The organism is Synoicihabitans lomoniglobus, from assembly GCF_029023725.1.
Taxonomy (GTDB): domain Bacteria; phylum Verrucomicrobiota; class Verrucomicrobiia; order Opitutales; family Opitutaceae; genus Actomonas; species Actomonas lomonigloba.
This window is the reverse complement of the sequence record NZ_CP119075.1, coordinates 2,551,493-2,572,119: the sequence shown is the minus strand read 5'-3', so window position 1 is coordinate 2,572,119 and position 20,627 is coordinate 2,551,493. Positions and strand designations below refer to the sequence as shown.

16 protein-coding genes and 1 tRNA gene are annotated in these 20,627 nt (G+C 61.5%); 9 read left to right on the top strand and 8 right to left on the bottom strand.

The genetic code is table 11. The annotated features are described in order from the left end of the window. Positions 1-10: 10 nt before the first annotated feature. Both PXH66_RS10130 and PXH66_RS10125 read right to left on the bottom strand, forming a co-directional pair. Positions 11-1,759 carry a sodium:solute symporter family transporter gene (locus tag PXH66_RS10130; RefSeq protein ID WP_330931473.1) on the bottom strand — a complete coding sequence of 583 codons (1,749 nt, stop codon included), beginning with the start codon at positions 1,757-1,759 and terminating at the stop codon, positions 11-13. An 83-nt stretch (positions 1,760-1,842) separates the two neighbouring features. Continuing rightward, the gene (locus PXH66_RS10125) at positions 1,843-2,889 is read right to left on the bottom strand and encodes a LacI family DNA-binding transcriptional regulator (protein WP_330931472.1); all 1,047 of its coding nucleotides are present in this window, start codon (positions 2,887-2,889) and stop codon (positions 1,843-1,845) included. Positions 2,890-3,039: 150 nt separating this feature from the next. Between PXH66_RS10125 and PXH66_RS10120 the strand changes: the two genes are divergently transcribed. Next, entirely contained in the window at positions 3,040-5,325 is a 2,286-nt protein-coding gene (locus PXH66_RS10120) for a cytochrome c3 family protein (RefSeq protein WP_330931471.1), read from the top strand. 10 nt (positions 5,326-5,335) lie between these two features. On the opposite strand, the gene PXH66_RS10115 is transcribed toward PXH66_RS10120, so the two are convergent. Genes PXH66_RS10115 through PXH66_RS10105 form a run of 3 tightly spaced genes read right to left on the bottom strand, consistent with a single transcriptional unit; the run spans position 5,336 to position 8,852 of the window. After that, the gene (locus PXH66_RS10115) at positions 5,336-6,397 is read right to left on the bottom strand and encodes a 3-keto-disaccharide hydrolase (RefSeq protein ID WP_330931469.1); all 1,062 of its coding nucleotides are present in this window, start codon (positions 6,395-6,397) and stop codon (positions 5,336-5,338) included. Between the two features lie 25 nt (positions 6,398-6,422). Further along, entirely contained in the window at positions 6,423-7,955 is a 1,533-nt protein-coding gene (locus PXH66_RS10110; protein WP_330931468.1) for a YifB family Mg chelatase-like AAA ATPase, read from the bottom strand. Between the two features lie 15 nt (positions 7,956-7,970). Continuing rightward, complete coding sequence (locus PXH66_RS10105; RefSeq protein WP_330931467.1) at positions 7,971-8,852, bottom strand: HD domain-containing protein; 882 nt, start codon at positions 8,850-8,852, stop codon at positions 7,971-7,973. 104 nt (positions 8,853-8,956) lie between these two features. On the opposite strand from PXH66_RS10105, the gene coaE reads away from it, so the two are divergent. Genes coaE through PXH66_RS10075 form a run of 6 tightly spaced genes read left to right on the top strand, consistent with a single transcriptional unit; the run spans position 8,957 to position 17,477 of the window. Further along, positions 8,957-9,550 (top strand): dephospho-CoA kinase, encoded by a 594-nt coding sequence (gene coaE, locus PXH66_RS10100; RefSeq protein WP_330931466.1) that lies wholly within the window; start codon positions 8,957-8,959, stop codon positions 9,548-9,550. Between the two features lie 59 nt (positions 9,551-9,609). Continuing rightward, the gene (gene rho, locus PXH66_RS10095) at positions 9,610-11,607 is read left to right on the top strand and encodes a transcription termination factor Rho (protein WP_330931465.1); all 1,998 of its coding nucleotides are present in this window, start codon (positions 9,610-9,612) and stop codon (positions 11,605-11,607) included. A gap of 35 nt (positions 11,608-11,642) precedes the next feature. After that, positions 11,643-13,355: a GspE/PulE family protein gene (locus PXH66_RS10090; protein WP_330931464.1), complete on the top strand. Its 1,713-nt coding sequence runs from the start codon at positions 11,643-11,645 to the stop codon at positions 13,353-13,355. A gap of 15 nt (positions 13,356-13,370) precedes the next feature. Further along, positions 13,371-14,453, top strand: coding sequence for a type IV pilus twitching motility protein PilT (locus PXH66_RS10085; RefSeq protein WP_330931463.1), 1,083 nt, complete (start codon positions 13,371-13,373; stop codon positions 14,451-14,453). Between the two features lie 47 nt (positions 14,454-14,500). Then, positions 14,501-16,192, top strand: coding sequence for a GspE/PulE family protein (locus PXH66_RS10080; protein ID WP_330931462.1), 1,692 nt, complete (start codon positions 14,501-14,503; stop codon positions 16,190-16,192). Positions 16,193-16,199: 7 nt separating this feature from the next. Further along, entirely contained in the window at positions 16,200-17,477 is a 1,278-nt protein-coding gene (locus PXH66_RS10075; RefSeq protein WP_330931461.1) for a type II secretion system F family protein, read from the top strand. Between the two features lie 30 nt (positions 17,478-17,507). Here PXH66_RS10075 and PXH66_RS10070 read toward each other — a convergent pair whose 3' ends face one another. The 3 genes from PXH66_RS10070 to PXH66_RS10060 are packed head-to-tail and all read right to left on the bottom strand — an operon-like array spanning position 17,508 to position 19,775. Beyond that, a complete protein-coding gene (locus PXH66_RS10070; RefSeq protein WP_330931460.1) occupies positions 17,508-18,506 on the bottom strand; it encodes a 3'-5' exoribonuclease YhaM family protein in 999 nt (332 codons plus the stop codon). Further along, complete coding sequence (locus PXH66_RS10065) at positions 18,499-19,053, bottom strand: isochorismatase family protein (RefSeq protein WP_330931459.1); 555 nt, start codon at positions 19,051-19,053, stop codon at positions 18,499-18,501. The genes PXH66_RS10070 and PXH66_RS10065 overlap by 8 nt, the downstream gene beginning before the upstream one ends. A gap of 38 nt (positions 19,054-19,091) precedes the next feature. Beyond that, the gene (locus PXH66_RS10060) at positions 19,092-19,775 is read right to left on the bottom strand and encodes a metallophosphoesterase (protein WP_330931458.1); all 684 of its coding nucleotides are present in this window, start codon (positions 19,773-19,775) and stop codon (positions 19,092-19,094) included. A gap of 73 nt (positions 19,776-19,848) precedes the next feature. Between PXH66_RS10060 and PXH66_RS10055 the strand changes: the two genes are divergently transcribed. Further along, positions 19,849-20,433: a hypothetical protein gene (locus tag PXH66_RS10055; protein WP_330931457.1), complete on the top strand. Its 585-nt coding sequence runs from the start codon at positions 19,849-19,851 to the stop codon at positions 20,431-20,433. A 62-nt stretch (positions 20,434-20,495) separates the two neighbouring features. Next, positions 20,496-20,587 (top strand) — tRNA-Ser (locus PXH66_RS10050). Positions 20,588-20,627 lie beyond the last annotated feature (40 nt).

Genomic DNA, 20,627 nt, shown 5'->3' with positions numbered 1-20,627 from the left:
TCAGCGCCCACTAATTCGACGATGCGGCGCGGGATTGGCGCACCAGGAACGTGCCGATGATCGTGACGGTGGCGCCGCAGAAAATAAACGCCATACGGCCCAGAAACGGATTGGGAATAAAGGCCATCAAGATGACCACGCCGCCGTAGGGAATGCACAACCAGCCCATCAAACGGGCCTGCTTGTTGTCCGAAGCCGGTGCACTTTCTTCGGCCGCGTAATCAACTGGTTTGTCGAGATTGCGGGAGAATGTTTCGATGTCGGCTTTTTGCGCGTCACTTTGACCTTTGTAAAAGCGGCGGCAGAACAAGAACCACAACACGCCGGCGGCGGTGATGGTGAAGACCCCGATACCTTGTTCCCAGTTTTGACGCTCCCACGTGTTGATGCCGTCGGTGGAGCCGAACTGGGCGACGGCCCATTCCGCATCCAGGTAGGTGGTGGTGAGGTAACTCACGGCGAAACACACGATCAGCGTCGACCAACCGGCCCAGCCGGGGGTGCGACGAATGATCAGACCGAGCACCAATGGAACCACGTAGGGCAGGCTGACCAAAATCTGGAATTTCAGCATCAGCTCGAAGAGCGACAGTCCCTTGATCTGGCTGTAAAAGATGGCGATGCCGATCACCATCAAACCCAGCGCGACGGTCATGGACTTGCCGACCGTGAGCAATTCCCGGTCACTGGCGTGAGGTCGCAGCAACGGTTGGTAGAGATTCTTGACGAAAATCCCCGCATTGCGGTTCAAGCCCGAGTCCATGGATGACATGGTCGCGGCGAAAATACCGGCGGCGAGCAGCCCCATCATGCCGACGGGGAAAACCGTGCGGGCGATGGCAAAGTAGGCTCCTTCGGCCGGCTTGCCCAAGCTCGGGAAAACCGTGCCCAGATCGGTGGGGTCCAGCGACTGCACCATGGGCGGCAGGAACCAGAAGACCACGCCGCCCAGAAAAAGAAATCCGGCGAGCAAACCGGCTTTGCGGGCGTGATTGCTGTCCTTGACGCAGAGATAGCGCGATGCGTCGTTGAGGTTGTTGGTGGACAGAAACTGTTTCAGGAAAATCGCCACGCACCAAAACAGGAGAAAGTCGTCGGTGAACAACTTGTCCATGTTGAGCGAAGTCGTGCTGAGTTTTTCAACCACCACGTCCAGGCCACCCGCGTGGGCGACCGCCAACACCGCGGTGATCACCGTGATGGGAATGAGGATCAACACCTGCACAAAATCGCTGGCAATCACCGCCCAGCTGCCACCCACGAGCGACATCAGCAGCACGCAGACTCCGGTAACCACGATGGTTGTGCGCACATCAAAGCCGAAGGCTGCGGCGAAAAAGACCCCCATGCCGTAGAGCCAGATGCCGGCGCTCATCATTTGCAGCGGCAGCACGATCCACGTGAACGTCTGTTCACTACCGCGGCCGAATCGCTGTCGGACGGCTTCCATGGAAGTGATGACCCGCAGTTGCCGCATTTTGGGGCCGAAATATGCCGCGTTGAGGAAAAACCCCACCGCGTTGGCGATAAATATTATAAGGATCGGCCAACCATCGAGATACGCACGACTTGCCGCGCCGGTGAAAGTCCAGGCGCTGAAGGACACCATGAAGGCGGAGCCTCCCGCCATCCACCACAACACTTGGCCGCCACTGCGAAAGTAACTTCCAACGTCGGAAACGAAATGCCGGAAGACCCAGCTGATCGTGAGCATGAAAACAAAGTAGAGGCCTAAAACTGCGAGGTCGTATGAGGTCATCAAGGGGTAGGGAGATTTTTAGAAGTAATAATTATAAATAAACAACCCCTAAATCCCCTCAAAGCTGATTCTCTGCAAAAACCCTAACGGGCGGCGCTGGTTGACTCGCCCACGTAAAGTTGGGATGCCAGCACCAAATCGTTCAGCGTGCCGCCCGCTTTGGATGACTCACTGAGCACCAATTCGGCGGCGCTGCGGCCAAGCACCACCGGATCACAACCTGCCGAGGTGATGCGGGGAGTGAACTTGCTGGCCGTGGAGGAATAGTCGGCGGCGGCGATGCTGATATCGGCGGGCACGTGTTTCCCTTCCCGTTGGAGCACGCGGATGGCGCCGATGGCCATGGAGATATTGTAAGTGATGAACGCGGTCGGAAAATCGGACCGTTTCATCGTCGGCAGCAAGCTGAGCATCGCCTCCGATCCCTCGGCGCGATCCCCCTCCTGCCGGAGCACTTCATAGCGCGGATCATGGTCCAGGCCGAGAGCCTGCTTGGCCGAGCGCATGGCGTGGAGCCGCGTTTCGTGTCGACCGAGCCCGGCGTTGCCGCCCAACCAGCCGATGCGTCGATGGCCCAAATCATACAGGTGCTGCACCAAGAATTTAAGCGCCTGCGGTTCGTTGCCCAACACCGAGTGGCAGAGGCCTGCGTGCCGGGCGGACACCGCCGCGATGTGTTCTGTCCGGTCGCGCAGTTGAGTGAGGAAGGTCTCCTTGACCTCACCCATCAGCAACACGCCCTTGATCGCATGGCCCGGGCCGAAAAATTGAGCGAGTCGATCGGAATCGAGTGTATCCTCGGAGCCCAGGAACGCGGTGGTGTAGCCGTGATCGAGCACGGCGGAGTTCAAACCATGCATCACGTGGCTGAAATAGCTGCCCTGAGTATGCACATTGACGCCCGCGCGCAGAATGACGCCGATTTGCCGGGTGCGCGTGTCGTTGGGCGAGTCCTCCAGTTTGATGCCTTTGGGTTTGTAGCCCGCTTTCATCGCAAAATCCCAGATGCGCTTGTAGGTATCCGGACTGATCCGGTCGCGCTGGCCGTTGAGCGTGAGGGAGACGAGCGCTTGAGAAACCCCGAGCTCGCGGGCGATGGTTTGCTGGGAAACGCGTTTAGGTTTGGGCACCTTTTTATAATTGATAACTATCAGCGCGTTTCAATCGCGGATTGTCCGAATGTCGAAAAGGTTTGGTTAACGCTGCGCAGCGCGACGAAAATCCCGGGTCGCACGGGTTGATGGCTTTACCTGCAAGAGCTCCGACCGTTGTTTGCCAGCATGTCTGCCCCTCTACCTGCCTCCCGACGTCGGGCTCTTGCCATTCGAACGTGGCGGGATCGGTGCTGGGCGGGATTGATCTGCTGGTGGCTGATTGGGGCGATGGGACTGATCCTCGGGGCGTGCCGACGCGATGCGCCCACCGAGCAGATTCTCGATGTCGCCGCGGCATCCCGATCGCACCTCCCTTCGGCCGCCCCGCAGCAGACCTCCGCCACATGCCGGGAATGTCATGCCGAAGTCTTTGCCGCCTGGAGCGGCACCGACCACGCCAACGCCAATCAACTGATTGCATCCGCCGAACTCGAGGCGGCATTTGCCGCGCCGCAGGACAACGTTGCCGGCGAAACCACCTACCGCATGGAGGTCAGAGCGGACGGACATCACGTGGTGGTGGGGGCCGGAACCGCGCACGAAACCGACTACCGCGTGCATAGCGTGCTGGGTTACCATCCGAGCCGGCAAATGCTGGTCGAGACCGAGGAAGGACGGCTGCAGCCGGTCGAATTGACGTGGGATGTGGAACGAGAGGAGTGGTTTGGGGTGTTCGGGGACGAAGTGAGGCGGCCGGGCGAGTGGGGACATTGGGCCGGACGCGGCATGAACTGGAATTCCATGTGTGCACAGTGTCACATGACGGGGTATCAGAAAAACTATGACGCGGCGACGGACCACTACGCCTCCAGTTGGGTGGAACAGGGCGTGAGCTGTATCCAATGCCACGGCCCGACGCCGCCCGACCATGGTCAACCCAACGCGAAACCCTGGCGAATGGAGCGCACTGCCAGTGAACAAACCTGTGCGACCTGCCACGCCCGGGCCGAAGCCCTCACGCCGGAGTATGAGCCCGGGAGTGACTACCATGATCACTTCCGGCTGACTCTTCCGACCGAAGCGGCCACGTTCTGGCCCGATGGGCAGCAGCGCGACGAGGTGTTCAACTGGACCTCGGTGAAACTCAGCCGCATGCATCACGCTGGGGTTTCCTGCATGGATTGCCACGACCCTCACACCTCGCAGACGATTTTGCCGGTCGAAAACAATGCGCTGTGCATGCAATGCCATGACAATCCGGGACGAACCATGGCGGCGACAGGCGTGACCGCGCCCATCATCAATCCGACCGCGCATTCGCGTCATTCGGCGGGATCCACCGGCAATCAGTGCGTATCCTGCCACATGCCCACGACCAACTACATGCAGCGATCGCCGCGTCATGATCATGGTTGGTTGAAGCCCGACCCGCTCATGACCAAGGAACTGGGCATACCGAACGCCTGCAACCGCTGCCATACTGATCAATCCGTCGATTGGGCGGTAGCCCAGGCGGATGCATGGTTCGGCGACAAGCTCGATTCCCGGCAGCGGCAACGCGCGCGAGCGGTGGCGGCGGCTCAAGCCGGCGCGGTCGATGCCCGGCGCGTTCTGTTGGAATTGTTGGAGAATGAGGACATCCCGGCGTGGCGCGCCACGTATTGGGATTTGCTGGCGCGGACGCCGGGGGAACCAACGGCCGCGGTCAGACAGTTGGCGGAGGCCGCCCTCACTGATACCGACCCGTTGGTGCGGGCGGCGGCCACGCGGTTTCTCACCGGTGACCCGCAGTCGGCGTCGGCGATCGAAGCGATGCTGTCGGATGAATCCCGACTCGTGCGTTTCGACGCCGCGTGGGCGAGACCGCGGGCGGCCGCCCGGAATCCGCGATGGGCCGCGGAGTTTTCCGCCTATCTGGATCTCGCTTTGGATCAACCGACCGGGCAACTACGCCAGGGACAGTATCTGGCCAACCTGGGGCGCTTGAACGAAGCGGCCGCGTTTACGCAACGGGCGGCGGAATGGGATCGCTACTCCGCCGGCATTCACGTGGTTCACGCGCAGGTTTTGCAGGCGGTGGGGGACGCTCGCGGCGCCGCGAACAGTTTTTATCGAGCCGCGCAACTCGCACCCGACGATGGCGACGCCATGTTTCGGGCGGGGTTGGCTTACGCGGAGGCCGGAATGATGGCCGAAGCCGAAAACGCGCTCCAGCAGGCGGTGCAACGGACGCCGTCCCTCGACCGCGCGTGGTATAATCTCGGGCTGTTGCAGATCCAACGCGCGGATACCGCGGCCGGGCTGAAGTCACTGGCGCGGGCCGAGGAAATCGCCCCGCATGTGCCGGACTATCCGTATGCCGCGGCTACGGTTTACTGGCAACAGGGCGACCGCGCGGCCGCGAGGGCGGCGGCGCAACGTGCGCTCGCCGCCGATCCGAATCACCAGCCGGCGCGCGAGCTGTTGCGCTAGTATCCGAAAATCAAGGACACCACAGATCCTGCCAGGACAGGCCGGCGGCCGTGATGGCCTTGAGGCGTGTCTTGACCCGTTCGGGATCGAGGCGGGTGACGCCGCCGGAGCTGAAGGCAATTTTAACCCCACTGGCCTTCGCTGCTTTCAAGGCGGGAACCGAGGGGGCCTGGTAACGATCGTTGACCAGCAGGACCGAACCGTTCGCGCCCCAGGTAGCGAGGTTGGTGGCGGAAGGGCTCAACGTGTGCCCGAGCGTAAAGCCCAGGCGACGGGAAAACCCCACCTGGGCGCGTTGCTGTTGCACGGTTTCGGCGATCAGGCCGAGGTCGATCAGCGCGAAATTCTGGTCGGCCATGCGGGAGAGCAGTTGATCCAGCTCCGGATCATCGAGCGGGGAGGAAAGTGACCTCGTATCCGCGGGAAGCATACGGATGCGCAGGTTGCGGTAACGCACCGTGCTGCCGGGATCGTGGCCTTGCAGGGCGATGGTGCCGCTCGACAGGCGGCGGCCTTTTTTGTCGTCGGCCCGCCAGTGGTCGGCACCCTCGGTGTATTGGCAGATCAACTCGTCATTGATGAAGGTCTGGATGGTCTTGCCCGACACCTTGATGCGGTAGACGAACCATTCGTTGTCGACGGCCGGGGCCCGCCATGTGTTGCGCACGGCATAGATGCTGCCGGTCATCTTGCGCTCCGAATACTCTCCGGGCTTGGCTTTGCTGGAGTTGAAAACCTGGCACTCGTAGCCGGTGACCGGCCAGGGATCGGGGGCGAGTTTGGTGTGGATGTAGATGCCGGAGTTTGAACCCGGGGTGGTCATGACCTCGGCGGAAAACTCGAAGTTCTTGAAGTCATGGTTGCCGACGTTGCCCTGGTAAAACAGATGGGAGCGGTTGCCTTTGGTGACAATGGCGCCGTCTTCGACCACCCAGGTGCCGGGATTTTCGTTGGCTTGCCAGCCGGTCAGCGTTTTGCCGTCGAAGAGCGATTTCCAGGCCGTGGTTTGCGCGTAAAGTGAAGTAGCCAGAAAGCTGCCGACGAGCAGCAGCGACAAGGGGAGACGTTTCATAGGTGAGGGTGAGGGGACGGGGCGCTCAAAGGGCGAGCGTGCGATCGAGACTGCGGTATTGGATGGCTTCGAGCAAGTGAGGAGCTGCGATTCGTTCAGCATCGGCCAAATCGGCAATGGTGCGCGCCACTTTCAGGATCCGGTCGTAGGCGCGGGCCGAGAGCGAAAGCTGATTCATGGCCCGCTCCAGCAGGTCGCCCAGTTCGCGGTCGATGGCGCAAACCCGGCGCACCTGCGCGTGGGTCATGCGGGCGTTGCAGGTGATTTTGGTGCCGGCGAAGCGGGTCTGCTGCCGCGTGCGGGCGGCGGCGACGCGGGCGCGAATGGTGGCGGAGGATTCGCCGGGAGCCGCGTTGCGGAGTTCGGAAACCGATACGGCCGGGGCTTCCACGTGCAGGTCGATGCGATCGAGCAACGGACCGCTGACCCGAGCCCGGTAGCGCTGAACTTGGGTGGGAGTGCAGCGGCAGGCATGGTCCGCGTCGCCCAAGTATCCGCAGGGGCACGGGTTCATTGCCGCCACCAGCATGAAGGCGCACGGCAAGGTGACTTTGCCCGCGCTGCGGGAGATGGTGACCACCCCGTCCTCCAAGGGTTGGCGCAGCACTTCGAGAGCGCTGCGTTTGAATTCGGGCAATTCGTCGAGGAACAGCACGCCGTGATGGGCGAGCGATACTTCACCGGGTCCCGGCACGGTGCCGCCGCCCAGTAAACCCACGTCGGAAATGGTGTGATGAGGACTGCGGACGGGCCGGCAACCGAAGGCATGGTCGGCCGGATGGGAGCCGGCGGCGGCCACGGACTGCACACTGAGCACCTCCAAGGCTTCGTCGAGGGACGGGTCGGGCATGATCGACGGCACGCGTTTCGCGATCATGGATTTGCCGGAGCCGGGGGGCCCGATCATGAGCAGATTGTGGCCGCCGGCGACGGCTACTTCGACGGCGCGGCGCACGGCGTGCTGACCTTTCACGTCAGCGAAATCGCCGGTGTCTTCGGTGGAAACCGACGCGGTTGGCAGGGGCGTGGCCCGCGCCAGTTCCACCTCACCGGCGAGAAACCGGAAAGCTTGGTCGAGGGAGGAAACGGCGTAGACTTCGACCGCACTGAGCAATGCGGCCTGAGCCGCCGATTCCGGTGGCAGCAGCAGGCCTTTCTTCCCCAAACGCTGCGCCAGTCGCGCCATGGCGAGGGCACCGCGCACGGAGCGCGTGGCTCCGGAGAGGCTCAGTTCACCGGCGATGAGAAAGTCGTCCAAGCGGTCGGGTGCGAGGCGATCGGTGGCTGCGAGCATGCCCAGCGCGATGGGGAGGTCGTAGCATGGTCCTTCTTTGCGCAGATGACCCGGGGCGAGATTGACGGTGGTGCGGGTCTCGGGCGGTTTGAAGCCACTGTTGGACAGCGCAGAGCTGACGCGGTCCTTGGATTCTTTGACGGCAGCGTCGGGGAGGCCCACCAGAACGGTATCGGGCTCGCCGGTTTCGCCGGCGTTGACCTCTACGTGGACCAGTTCCGCCTCGATTCCCTGCAGGGCGGCCGAAAATACGGTCGCTAGCATGGCGAGTGCGTCGGGCTAACCTGACGATGCTGGCGGGGCAGCGGAAGCGGGAGGGGAGGTCGGCAGGCCGGAGATGGTTTTGATGTTACGTTCGATCGCTTCAAGGTAGCGGTTGGGTCCATCGGGATACGGCTCGGCCAGGAAACGGTATACCCCATAAAATTCGTGATTGAGTTTCGGAAGCACCACATGCTGCCAGAACCCGGGGGTTTTGGAAATGAGATCTTCGGGTGATTTGAACAGGCGATCGGCCATGGGCACGTGGATGTAGTCGTCGGATTCGCTGAATTCCCGGAACAAGATCTCCAGTTCCTGCGGGTAGTCCGCGGCCGCGAGTTGGCCGAGGTAATCGGCGGTGGCGACGCACGCGCCAAGCAGTTGTTCGATTTCGCCCTCGAAGTAGATTTTTGTAATGTCGGCGTCGGGTCCAGTGCAGCGAATGGCGCCGATCACGGTGCGCAGTTCCGCCAGATTCGCGCCCAGGGCCGGAAGCTGTGACGCACCCACGGCGCAGCTGCGCAGCACGTGGGTGTAGGTGAATTTGGCCCCGGTTCCACCGCCATCGGCCGGGGTTTTCAGGTAACCGCAGTCGTGGAGGAGGGCGGCGGCCAAGCCTAATTCGAAATGGCGATGGGTGAGTTTGATGCCCTCCCCGTGGCGGTGGTAACCCGCCATGATATCCGCCATGCACAGGGTCGCCTGCAACGTATGCTGGTAGTCATGGTAATCCATGTCGATGGGGGCGAATCCGGGGAAATTTCCCGTGAACATGTCCTGCACCAACGCAAAAACCCGGTCGAAAAACTCCGGTGACGTCCCGGGAAACAGCGCGGCCGATATTTCGCGAATTCTCGCAGCGACGGCGGTGGCGTCTCGGGTGTCGACATCAGGAAACATAAGGATAGTCACATGGAGTTTCGGAAACCGTCAGGGGTCTAGTTGTAAATAAATTGCTACAAGAACGGGCAAGTCATTTATCGGCGACCTCGAAACCAAACCACATGGTCATAGGACTCACAGGAGGCATGGGCTGCGGAAAATCGACCGCCGCCAACTTATTCAAGGAATTGGGCTACCGCTTGGTGGACTCGGACGCGCTGGTGCGTGAACACATTTTGGTCCAGCCGGAGGTGAGGGCGGAGGTGCGGCGGGCGTGGGGGGCCGAGATGCTGAACGACGACGGGAGCATCGATCGCAAGCGACTGGCAGCCAAGGTCTTCTCGGACGATGAGGCCCGAATCAAGTTGGAAAACTGGGTGCATCCGCGGCTTTATGCGCGGTGGCGGGAATTGCTGCGCGCCGAGCCGGATTCAAACTGGGTTTTTGAGGTTCCCTTGTTGTTTGAACAACGGTTGGAGAATTGGTTTGATTTCATCGTTTGCGTCGCCTCAAGTGCCGACGTTCAGCTCGCTCGGCTGAGTAAGCGCGGAATCTCCCATGCGCTTGCCGAGCAACGAATTTCGAAGCAATTGCCTTTGGCACGAAAAATCGATTCAGCGGATAGGGTGCTGTGGAATGACGGCACGCTCTCAGCCCTGCGAGAGCAGGTGGAGTTTTTGCACGCGGAGCTTTCCGCCGGGCGGAACGACGCCTGAGAACTCTCGAATCGATCAGCCAGTCCACTGGCGTCCTCTCCTCTCTTTTTTCCCAACCCATGGACGATCAAGCATCCCCTAGCAGCGAAGAAAACGCCGCCAAATCCCCTGCGAAGAAAACGCCGGTCAAGCGCACCCGCACCCGCTCGACGAAGACGACGACGAAAAAGACGCCGCGAAAGTCGGCCAAGAAGTCGGTTGGCGCCGAGACCAGCGAGCTGCCGCTCGATTCCGCCCCGGCCCCGGCGGCTGCGCCCAAATTTACGCCCACGCGCAAACCGGTGTCCGCACCGGAACCGGCGCCGGCCACCGCGTCTGAACCCGCGCCGAAATCGGAGCCGGTTGCACCGCCGCCCGCTCCTGCTTCGGCCGCCTCGACTGAACCCGCACGTTCATCCACGCCTGAATCGCGTCCGCCGCGCGAGGCCCCGGAGTCATCGGACAAATCGGACAAGCCCGATCGCCCGACGGATCGGGGGCCGGCGGATTCCGGCCGCGACCCGCAGGCGTCTGGTCGCGAGAATCAAGGCAACGGCCATAACAACGGCGGAGGTGGCAACTCCGACCGTCATGGTGGCGACGATCGCGAATCCCGTTGGGGCAACAAACGGGACCGCAAAGGCAAACGCGGTAAAAAGGGTGGAAAATGGCAGAAGAGTGATCCCCGCGATCGCCCGCCCGCCCAACCGCTGCCGCCGGGCATGGAAGAGGTTAAACTGGGTGAGTTACCCAATCCGAGTGAATTTGAAGACCTGGCCGCGCTTGATCAGGCCGCTCAATCGGCCCGTGAATCCTCCGCGGTTCCGCTGATTCTTGAATCCATATACCCCATGGGGATCGCCGAGTTGGGGGCCAAAGGGGCCGAACTGGGCGCGACCGTGGAGGGCGTCCCCAGCCGTCGCTTGTGGATGGAAGCCATCTTCCGTCGGGCGGCTGAAAAGTCGCTGCCCATGTGGGATCATGGTTGGTTGGATATGACCGATGATGGCTACGGCTTCATCGTGCATCCGCACGTCTCTTATCGTCTCCATCCGGAGAACAGTTACGTGCCGCCGTCGTTGGTGAAGCGCTACGGGCTGAAGCGTGGTCACGAAATCGAAGTGATCGTGCGCCCGCCACGCGAAGGCGAACGATGCCCGGCGGTCATCGGCGTGGAGTCGGTGATGGGCAACCCGCCCGAGGACGCGAACGGAGTTACGCCGTTTGAAGAGTTGGAGCCGTATTATCCGCTCGAGCGCATTCTCATGGAGTCGCCGGTGCACAAGGACATCTCCATGCGCGCCGTTGATTTGCTCACGCCCATCGGCTTCGGCCAACGTGGTCTTATCGTGGCTCCGCCGCGCACCGGTAAAACGGTGCTCATGCAGAACATGGCGAACTCGGTGTCGCACAATTTCCCCAAGGCCAAGTTGATCATGCTGCTCATCGACGAACGCCCGGAAGAAGTGACCGACTTCAAACGCCACACCCAGGGGGAAGTCGTTTCCTCGACCTTCGACGAAGCACCGTCCAACCACGTGCACGCCGCCGAGATGGTGATCGAGAAAGCCCGCCGTTTGGTGGAACAGGGCGACCACGTCGTGATTCTGCTCGATTCGGTCACCCGTCTGGCCCGCGCTTATAACGCGCTCGCTTCCAACTCCGGCAAGATCATGTCGGGCGGTATCGAGGCCACGGCGCTGCAAAAACCGAAGCGCTTCTTTGGCTCGGCCCGCAACATTGAAGGCAAGGGCTCGCTGACGATCCTGGGCACGGCCCTCATCGATACGAACAGTCGCATGGATGAAGTCATTTTCGAAGAGTTCAAAGGCACCGGCAACATGGAGCTGCACCTGGACCGCGGACTCTCGGACAAGCGTATTTTTCCCGCGATCAACATCGATCGCTCCGGCACGCGGAAGGAAGAGCTCATCTATCACCCCGCGGAAATGGAGCGGGTCTATGGCCTGCGCCGCGCGATGCAGGGCATCCCGCCGGTCGAGGCGATGGAGATGTTCATCAAGCGTCTGCGCAAGACCAAGACCAACGCCGAGTTCCTGATGAGCTTGAAGAGCTAGACCGCCTCGCCTCCGATCTCATCGCCGCCGTTGCCATGACCTCCACCGACGAATTCGTGATCGAACTCGTCCGGCGGGAGGAATTGGTGACCGCCGCACAGCTGGAGGCGGCCGAGGCACGTTTGAACGCCGTCATCGATGCCGGCGAGGAGCCGCCGTCCCTCGCGGCGATGTTGGTGGACCAAGGGGCGACGACGGAAGCAGCGCTGTGCGCGGTCATGAGCGCGGAGCTCGACCTGCCGGTGATCGAACTCGCCGGCGTGCGCGCGAGTGGAGAAACGCTCACGCTCGTTTCCCACGAACAGGCGCTGCGCTATGGCATCATGCCGCTGGAGCAAACGGCGGATTCATTGCGCATCGCGGTGAGCGACCCGTTGGATCTTTCGGCGGTGGATGAGTTGGGCCATTTGCATCACCGGGCCATCGAAACGGTATTGGCGGCACCCACCGCGATCAAAAATGCCATTGCCCGCCACTACGGCAGTGACCCGGATGACGCGGATGGGACTGTGACTGCATCGACGGAAGCGGCGGGCGCGCCAAGCGAAGGCGCGGTGACGGAGGATGACGCTCCGATCATCCAACGGGTCCATGCGATCATCGCCGAAGCCTTGCGCCAGCGCGCCTCGGATATCCACCTGGAACCGTTGGAACGTCGCTTTCGGGTGCGTTACCGCATTGACGGTCGTTTGCTCGAGGTCGAAAGCCCGCCCAAGCGCCTGCAGTTGCCGTTGATCTCCCGGGTGAAAATCATGGCGGATATTTCCATCGCCGAGAAGCGGCTGCCGCAGGACGGACGCATTCAGGTTAAGGTGGACGGACGTTCGATCGATCTGCGTGTCTCCACGGTGCCCACGGCGCACGGCGAAAGTATCGTGATGCGGATTCTCGATGCGGAGGGACTCAAACCCGGTCTGGGCGAAATGGGATTGTCCGACGACGATGCCGCCATGCTCAAACGTCTCATCGGTCTGGCCGATGGCATGGTGCTGGTCACCGGCCCCACCGGATCGGGCAAAACGACCACCCTGTATTCGTGTCTTCACGACATTAACCGACCTGACCGAAAAATCATCACCGTGGAGGATCCGGTGGAGTATCAGTTGTCCGGCATCAACCAGGTGCCGGTGCGCAGTGAAGTGGGATTGACCTTTGCGGCGGCCCTGCGGGCCATGCTCCGGCAGGCCCCCAACGTGGTCATGGTGGGCGAGATCCGTGACCGCGAAACCGCGGAAATCGCCATCAACGCATCGCTGACCGGCCATTTGGTTTTTTCCACGCTGCATACCAACGATGCGCCGGGGGCGGTGACACGCATGATCGACCTCGGGTTGCCGGCGTTTTTGGTGGCGGGATCGTTGCGGGCGGTCGTGGCGCAACGCTTGGTGAGGCGGGTGTGTGAGTCGTGTCGCGAGCCAGTGGAGCCGGATCCGGCGGGGGTGGCCATGGTGCAGGCTGCAGGCATGTCCGTCGCGGAGGGGCGGTTTTGCCGGGGCGGTGGGTGTCCGGCGTGCCATGGCACGGGTTACCGGGGCCGGTTGGCCATTTTTGAATTCTTCGTCGTCAACGAGGCGATTGAACGTTTGATTCATCAGCATGCCGGTCTCTCCTCTCTGCGCGAACACGCTCGTCAAATCGGCATGCGCACCCTGCGCGAAGACGGCCTGCGCAAAGCCGCCGCCGGCCAAACCACGCTCGAAGAAGTGATGGCGGCGACCGTCGGTGATCCCATATTTTCAACCACCTAACACTTCCGCCTGCTCATGAGTTATGAAATGAATGATCTGCTCGAATTAGTGGTCGAGCAAAACGCCTCCGATCTTCACTGCCAAGTGGGCCAACCGCCGACGTTGCGCATGAGTGGCAGCATGGTGCCGATCGAGGGACCCAATCTTACCCCCGCGGACACCGAGCAACTGATGTTGTCGATAACACCGGACGCGCATCAGCAGACCGCCAAGCTTGAGGGCGGGGCGGACTTCGGTTTCGCCTATCTCGACAAGGCTCGTTTCCGCGTCTCCGTGCTCAAGGCCAAAGGCAACTACGGCTTGGTGCTGCGCCAGATCCCCAATGCCATGTTTGGTCTGCGCGACATCGGTCTGCCGGACAAAATCCGCGAGTTGCTCTACCGTCCGCGCGGACTGTTTTTGGTGACTGGCCCCACCGGATCGGGCAAGTCGACCACGCTCGCCTCGATGATCAATTACATCAACGAGAACCGCGAAGGGCACATCATCACGATCGAGGATCCCATCGAGTATTACCACGACCACAAACGCTGTATCGTCACCCAGCGCGAGATTGGTCAGGACGTGCCGTCATTTGCCGAGGCCATTAGGCGGGCGCTGCGGCAGGATCCGGATGTGATTCTCGTGGGTGAAATGCGCGATCTGGAAACGATCGAAGCGGCGATCAGTGCGGCCGAAACCGGTCACCTGGTGTTTGGCACCCTGCACACCAACAGTGCCGCCAAGACCATTGACCGCATCGTCGACGCGTTTCCGGCGAACATGAAGGACATGATCCGGACTCAGCTTGGCTCCTCCATCGTGGCGGTCATTTCCCAGGTGCTCTGCAAGAAAGTCGGCGGCGGTCGCATCGCGGGTTACGAGATCATGGTCACGACGACCTCCATCTCCTCGCTCATTCGCGACAACAAGACCTTCCGCATCCCGTCCGATATTCAAACCGGCGCTGCCCTTGGTATGATCACGATGGATACGCATCTGATGAGCCTGGTGAACCGCGAATTGATCACGCCGGACACGGCGGTGGAGAAGGCGCAGGACCCGGAGGAAATGCGCAAGAAGCTGACCGATATGGGCGCCCAACTTACGGCGGTCTGATCACCGCAACCCCGGCCGATTGAAATCGCCCCGCACTGCCTGCCGCCATGTTCGAGGCTCAACATCACGCGGTGCTCGATTTTCTCCGGGAGCGGGAGCTGCTCGACCCGGAGCAATTGGCCGCGACCGAGGAGGAGCACGCCGCGACCGGTCGAACGGCCGCGGAGGTGGCGCTCGATCACGGGTGGATTGAACCGGCCGCCATGCTGGCCGCATTGGCGAGGCATCTGGGCTGCGAACTTGCGGCGGATTTGCCGAGTAATTTGCCGGGTGACGCCGTCGCACTGCTGCCGGGAAACCTGGCGCGCATGTATGGCGTCGCACCGCTCCGGTATGATGCGGCAGGCATCGATGTGTTGGCGGTCGATCCGTTCAACGCCCGCGTTGTCGAAGATCTCACCTTTGCCCTCGGTCGCGATGTGCGAATGGTGGTGGCGGCCCCGGAGCGAATCGAGGCGCTGATCAAGCAGCACTACGGAGAGGACGATGCGACGTTGGAGGAGCTCATTGCCGACATCGACGAGATCGAAACCGAAGGGGAGGATGCCGCTCTCTCGACCCACGAATTGGAAGCGATCGCCGGGCAGGCGCCAATCGTGCGTTTCGTGAACCTGGTGCTCGCGCAAGCGATCAAGGACAACGCTTCCGATGTGCATTTCGAGCCGTTCGAGAGTGACTACAAGATTCGTTATCGTGTCGACGGGGCACTGTATGAAATGGCCCCGCCGCCCAGGCATCTGGCCCTGCCTATTGCCTCGCGCATCAAGGTGCTCGCCAATCTCAACATCGCGGAACGCCGCGTGCCACAGGACGGCCGCATCAAGATCACGCTGGGAGGGCGTCCGGTGGATTTACGGGTGTCGACGTTGCCGACTCAATTCGGTGAATCGGTCGTATTGCGAGTGCTCGACCAAAGCGCGGTGCGACTGGACTTGGAGCAGCTGCGACTCCCGGCCACGATCGAGCGCGGCATTCGTGACACCCTGCGGCGTCCGAACGGTATTTTCATTGTCACGGGTCCCACGGGGTCCGGCAAAACGACCACACTCTACAGTGCGCTGAAGGAGCTCAATGACACCGAACGCAAGCTCCTCACGGCGGAAGACCCGGTCGAATATGAGATTGAGGGCGTGATGCAGGTGCCGATCAATCCCGGCATCGGGCTGAGTTTCGCCCGCGCCCTGCGCACGTTTTTGCGGCAGGACCCCGACGTCATCATGATCGGTGAAATTCGAGATTTGGAGACCGCTCAAATTGCGATCCAGGCATCGCTCACCGGCCATCTGGTGCTGGCAACACTGCATACCAACGATGCTCCCGGAGCCATCACGAGGTTGATCGACATGGGCGTCGAACCCTACCTGATCAGTGCTTCGCTGGAAGCGGTATTGGCCCAGCGGCTTGTGCGCTGTGTTTGTGCGGACTGCCGGGAAAGCTACCCCCCGGACGACGCATTGCTCGAAGAACTCGGACTGACGCGGGCTGAGTTGGCGAAGCGTTCGTTTTTTCGCGGCCGAGGATGTTCGCGCTGCCATGGCACGGGTTATCGGGGACGTCATGGGTTGTTCGAGTGGTTGCCGGTAAATGAACCCTTGCGAGAGCAAGTCGCCCGAGGCGTCGCGAGTTTTGATCTCCGGGATCGAGCCATCGCCGACGGCATGGTGCCGCTGCGCCAAGCGGGAATCGCGGCCATCCTGGACGGCGTCACATCGGCCGAAGAAGTGCTGCAATACACCTGATTCGATCATGCCTACTTTTGCCTATACCGCCATCGACGTGAATTCCGGCCGGGAGAAAAAAGGTGCGGCCGACGGTCCCAGTGAGGCGCAGGTCACGACCGACTTGAAGGCGCTCGGACTTTATCCCACCAGTCTGAAATCGACCGCCGGGACCGACGAATCCACCGTCAAAAAAACGGCCCAGCCAAAAGCGAAATACATGCCCAAAGCGGATCGCCGCCAGATCAGTTTACCCGGTTTTGGTCCCAATATGGCCAAGACTCGCATGTTGTTTACTCGCCAACTCGCGACCTTGGTCAAAGCGGGGATGCCGATTTTGCGCGGTCTGGAAGTTTTGTCCCGCCAGCAAAAGCCGGGTGAGTTCAAGACGACGATCACGTCGATCGCGGAAACGATTCGATCGGGGGGAAGCTTGTCCGACGGGCTCGCGCAGCATCCTCGGATGTTTGATCGGCTTTACCTGAACATGGTCAAGGCAGGGGAGGCGAGTGGCGCGCTCGATGTGGTTTTGCAGCGGTTGGCAGAGTTTCTGGAAAAAGCGCACAAGATTCGCGGCAAGGTGAAGTCAGCGATGACTTACCCGCTCATCATCATGACCGTGGCGGTCAGCGTGGTGGGCGCACTCGTCGTGTTCGTGGTGCCGAAGTTTGAGAGCATTTTTGCCACCATGTTGAAAGGGCAACCGTTGCCGCCGCTGACGCAGAGTGTGTTGAGCGTGAGTCGGTTCGTGCAGGGCAACATCGGGGCAACGGTGGCGATCGGTTTTGCGATCGTGATCGGGCTGCGTTTCGCGCTGCGCACGTCGCTCGGATCGCGGTGGTGGGATCGGGCGCAGTTGATACTTCCGGTGCTGGGGGATTTAGTGCTTAAGGGGGCGGTGGCCCGGTTTACCCGCACCTTGGGCACGTTGCTCGCCTCGGGCGTGCAGATCCTCCAAGCGTTGCAGATCACGCGGGATACCGCCGGCAACGTGCATGTCGCCGAGGCAGTGGATCGCATTCACGCTCGCGTTAAGTCGGGCGAGAGTGTGGCGCGGCCGTTGGAAGAATCCGCGGTGTTTCCCGCGATGGTGGCGAGCATGGTCGAGGTCGGTGAGGAGACCGGTAAACTGCCCGACATGCTCGAACGCATCGCCGATACTTACGACGAGGAGGTCGACAATGCGGTGGCGGCGCTCACGTCGATTCTCGAACCGATCATGATCGTGATCATGGCGCTGATGGTGGGCACCGTGGTGATCGCGCTGTTCCTGCCGCTCGTGCGGATCGTGCAGACGCTCAGCTGAGCAGGCGGACGGAATTTTTCTCTTGTCCGGCTACAGCAACTTGGCCTCGTCAGCGGGCAAGGGTTCAGTGAGCAACGCAGTTTGCAGGCCCATGAGGCGCTCGCTGAACTGCTCGGTCGGCGCGGTGGTGCGGAGCGCACGTTGCACCATGCCCATGCGAGCATCGAGGTTGTCGATCATGGAGACGAAGACGGCTTCGGGGGTGGCGGCCCAGGCGGCGGCGCCCCACGCGGGCTCGCCCTGGTGACTGAGCACGATGTGTTCGAGGCGCTCCAGTCGGTCGGCATCGAGTTTGGCCCGCAGCCCGGCTTTGCGCACGATGGCGTAGCCGAGCACGACGTGACCTTGCAGAATGCCTTTGCGCGAACGACGGGCCCCGAGCGCGCCTTCGTATTCGGTGACCTTGCCGGTGTCGTGCACGAGGATGCCCGCCATCGCGAGGTCGGGGTCGACCTCGCGGTAGAGCGGCAGCAGAGCCTGGCAGGCTCGCGCCATGTGCAGGGTGTGTTCGAGCAAGCCGTGGCGATAGGCGTGGTGCATGGCGGTGGCGGCGGGAGCGTTGCGAAATTGCGGACCGATTTCCTCAAAAACCGCCCGAACAGTCATGCGCAGTTCATCGTGCTTGATCGCGTCGATGAAGGACTCGAACTCGGTCCACATCTCGTGCGGGTCTTCAGGCGGGACTTCGACCAGATCGGTCAGCGCGCCCGAGGCCTCCAGCGCGGCTTCATCGAGAATATCGACTTTGCCCAAACGCGGAGAGAATCGACCCTGAAACGCATCGGTGCGGCCCTCGACGGCGAGCGCCGCGCCTTCGGCGATGCTCGCGAGGTCGGCGTATTGGGCGTGGTCGTTGAACAGCGTGGCGCTGAAACTACCGGTGCGGTCGCCAAATTCGAGCGAAAGGAAGGGGTTGCCGTTGGAGGCGGTCTTGTTGGTGACCTTGCGCAGCAATAGGACCGTGGAAAACGGTTTGCCGCTGTCGAGGGCCTTGAGATCGGCGACGGAAGGGCGGGGAGTTTCAGCCATGAGATTTAACCAATTGGGTGAAGGTGCGGAAGTAGGGGTGGGAGGCGTCGTGCAGCAACGCATAGAACACGGATTCAAGCGGCAGCACATGGGCGCCGTGGCGAGAGAGCGCCTCGATGACGCGGGTGGCGTCGTCGAGGCGGCGGGCTCCCACGGCGTCGCTGAGCACGGTCACGACAAGATCCTGATTCAGTGCATCCAGCGCGGTTTGGTAGACGCAGATCGGGGTTTCCAATCCGCAAAGAATGAGATGGGCGACCTCGCGTTCGGCGATCAGGCCCGCGACGGCGGGTTCCGCGAGGGCGGAGAATGTGGTTTTGCCGAGGATCGGAGCGTCACCGGCGGCAGCTTTAATCTCGGGCAGAGTGGGCCCGAGTTTGGCCGGCACCTGTTCGGTCAGGGCCACGTCGATGCCCAGACCTCGCGCGGCCTGGAGCGCGAGTGCGCAACGTTGGGTGAGTTTGGCGCCGTCAACAACGGCATCGATGAACGGTGCCTGCATATCGAGGCAAAGCAGGAGAGCGCCGGGCGCTTCGGAATCGGGCATAGGGCAGGCTGATGAAATTGGCGGAAATGCGAAAGGTTCTATGTCGTGGCGGGGCGAGGACCGCGGCCAAAATAGGTCTGTTTGGCCTGGACCTGAACGAAGCGACGGTCGGGCAGCACGTAGGCGGTCAGGTGCCCGCCCATGACGCAGGCGGTGTCGATGCCGACGGACCACTTGAGTTTATAGATGTCGGGTCGGGGAATGTGCCCGTAGATGACAAAGGGCGGACCGCTCCACAAATCGGCCCAGAGCACGCCATGGGGGCACTCGGTGCGTTTGCCGGGCTGACCCTCGCGATCGACCACCTGGATGCGGGTCACGATATCGGGCGATTGCTTTTGCCAGGGAATTCCCGGCAGGAATCCACCGTGCACGCAAACCGTGTTGATCTCGGGTAAATGGTGGGTAACCGGCAGGGACTCGAGGTAGTCCCAGTGCTCGGGGCGGAGGGAGGCAAGGGTCGCGGCGTCGGTCTCTTTGAGCCGGGTGTTATTACCTGAACGGCGGTATTCGAGCAGGCGCAGCTCGTGATTGCCCAAGAGGGCGGTGGCTTTGATTTCCCGCGCCATGTCGAGCACACGAGCAGAGTCCGGACCGCGATTCACCATATCGCCAAGCAGGATGATCTGGTCGTCCGAGGAGGGTTGGAGCCGATGAAGCATCGCGGCGAATTCCTCGTGGCAACCGTGGATGTCGCCAATGGTGATGATGCGTCTATTCATGCAGGTCGGTGGGTCTGGAACGGGAATTTGCTAGCTTCATGAATGTGGCGGCGTAGACAAGGGTTCCATGGATATGAATCTGCCCGCGATGGCGACGACGTGTTTTGTGACGGGAAATGAATTCGTCGAGGACGAGCGTGTGGTCAGCCATCTGGTGCGCCAAGCCAGTGATGGCGAAATTGTGCGACTCGATGTGAAAGAGGAGTCCGAGCCTGAATTTGAGACCCCCGGCCGGGTCGTCTGTCGGTGGACGCATCCCTTCAAACCGAAGCTCTTGCAGGAAAACCCGGAACGGGATCTGAAGCTCACGGCTGAGACACTGTTTCTCACGTTGGCCGATCCGAATGCCGAACTGTCTCCGGACGACAGTCGTTTGGTGCAGTTTCTCGCCCTGATGTTGGAGCGTAAACGCATGATCAAACCCCGGGGGCGCACCGCAGATGGTGCGAAGGATATTTACGAACATCGCGGTTCCAAGACCCGCTGTGAAGTGCCGGTGGGGGAGTTGAATCCGGCTTTCTTCATCGCCGTGCAGGAGCAACTCTCGGTGCTGGTAGGCTCGCCCGATGAGGCTTCAGAGGGAGCCAGTGTTTCTGAATCCACGGATGGGAACGCCAATTCCGCGCCGGTTTCGGCAGTGGAACCGAGGACGGATTAGCATTTTTGGGAGAAATCGCCTTGCACTTTGTGAGGCTGGTATTTGCCTTCGCCAACTGCTCCGGAGAGATGGCTGAGTGGACGAAAGCGGCGCTTTGCTAAAGCGTTGTAGGTGTAAAAGCCTACCGGGGGTTCGAATCCCCCTCTCTCCGCCAGCTTCCCCCGGCAAAGATCCGGACAATTTCTCCTCCGGCA